Origin of the sequence: Nonomuraea basaltis, from assembly GCF_005893125.1 — a bacterium.
GTDB classification, from domain to species: Bacteria; Actinomycetota; Actinomycetes; order Streptosporangiales; family Streptosporangiaceae; genus Nonomuraea; species Nonomuraea basaltis.
In genome coordinates, this window is record NZ_VCJS01000620.1 from 1 (window position 1) to 805 (window position 805).

1 protein-coding gene and 1 pseudogene are annotated in these 805 nt (G+C 73.4%); one reads left to right on the forward strand and one right to left on the reverse strand.

Going from position 1 to position 805, the window contains the following annotated elements; all coding sequences use genetic code 11:
- Positions 1 to 517 (forward strand): hemerythrin domain-containing protein (locus EJK15_RS69720; protein ID WP_138720984.1); only part of this gene is annotated, 517 nt, incomplete at its 5' end.
- Here EJK15_RS69720 and EJK15_RS69725 read toward each other — a convergent pair.
- A pseudogene (locus EJK15_RS69725) lies at positions 441 to 805 on the reverse strand (MFS transporter); the annotation flags it as partial. The gene EJK15_RS69720 and the pseudogene EJK15_RS69725 overlap by 77 nt on opposite strands.

An 805-nucleotide genomic window follows, 5' to 3' on the forward strand; every position in this document is an offset into this window, starting at 1 on the left:
AACACCACTCCCCGATCCCGGCAGGCCCTACACCGCCAGGGAGCAGGCCAACGGCCGGCACCTCATCGACGTCCACGACCACCTGCGCACCGAGCTCGCCCAGCTGCGCGACCTGATCGACCAGGTCGCCGACGGAACGCTCGGCGCGGACGCCGCCCGCTCGCACATCAACACCATGACCATGCGCCAGAACAACTGGACCCTCGGCGCCTACTGCGAGTCCTACTGCCGGCTCGTCACCATGCACCACAGCGGCGAGGACGCCGTCCTCTTCCCCCACCTGCGCCGCGCCGAGCCCGCCCTCGCGCCTGTGCTCGACCGCCTCAAGGAGGAGCACCAGGCCATCCACAAGGTCCTCGAACGGATCGACCGGGCGCTCGTCGGATTCGTCGGGGACCCGGCAGCCCACCTGGGCGACCTGCGCGCCGCCGTGGACCTGCTCACCGACAGCCTGCTGTCGCACCTGTCGTACGAGGAGCACGAGCTCGTCGAGCCCCTGGCCAGGAACGGCCTCTAGCGCCGGGCGGCGGGAAGGCGTGCCGCCGGGCCGCGACCACGATCACCAGGGCGCCCGCCACCAGCGGGAGGGCGGTCCACGGCAGCGCCCCCGCCCCGGCGCCCTCCAGGACCACGCCGCCGGCCAGCGACCCGGCGGCGATGCCCGCGTTGTACACGGTCGTCTGCATGGACGTCGCCACGTCGGCGTTCTCCGGCCCGGACGCGTTCACCAGCGCCGTCTGCAGCAGCGTCGGCACTCCCCCGAACGCCGCCCCCCACAGCGCCACCGCCGTGAGCAGCACCCCGG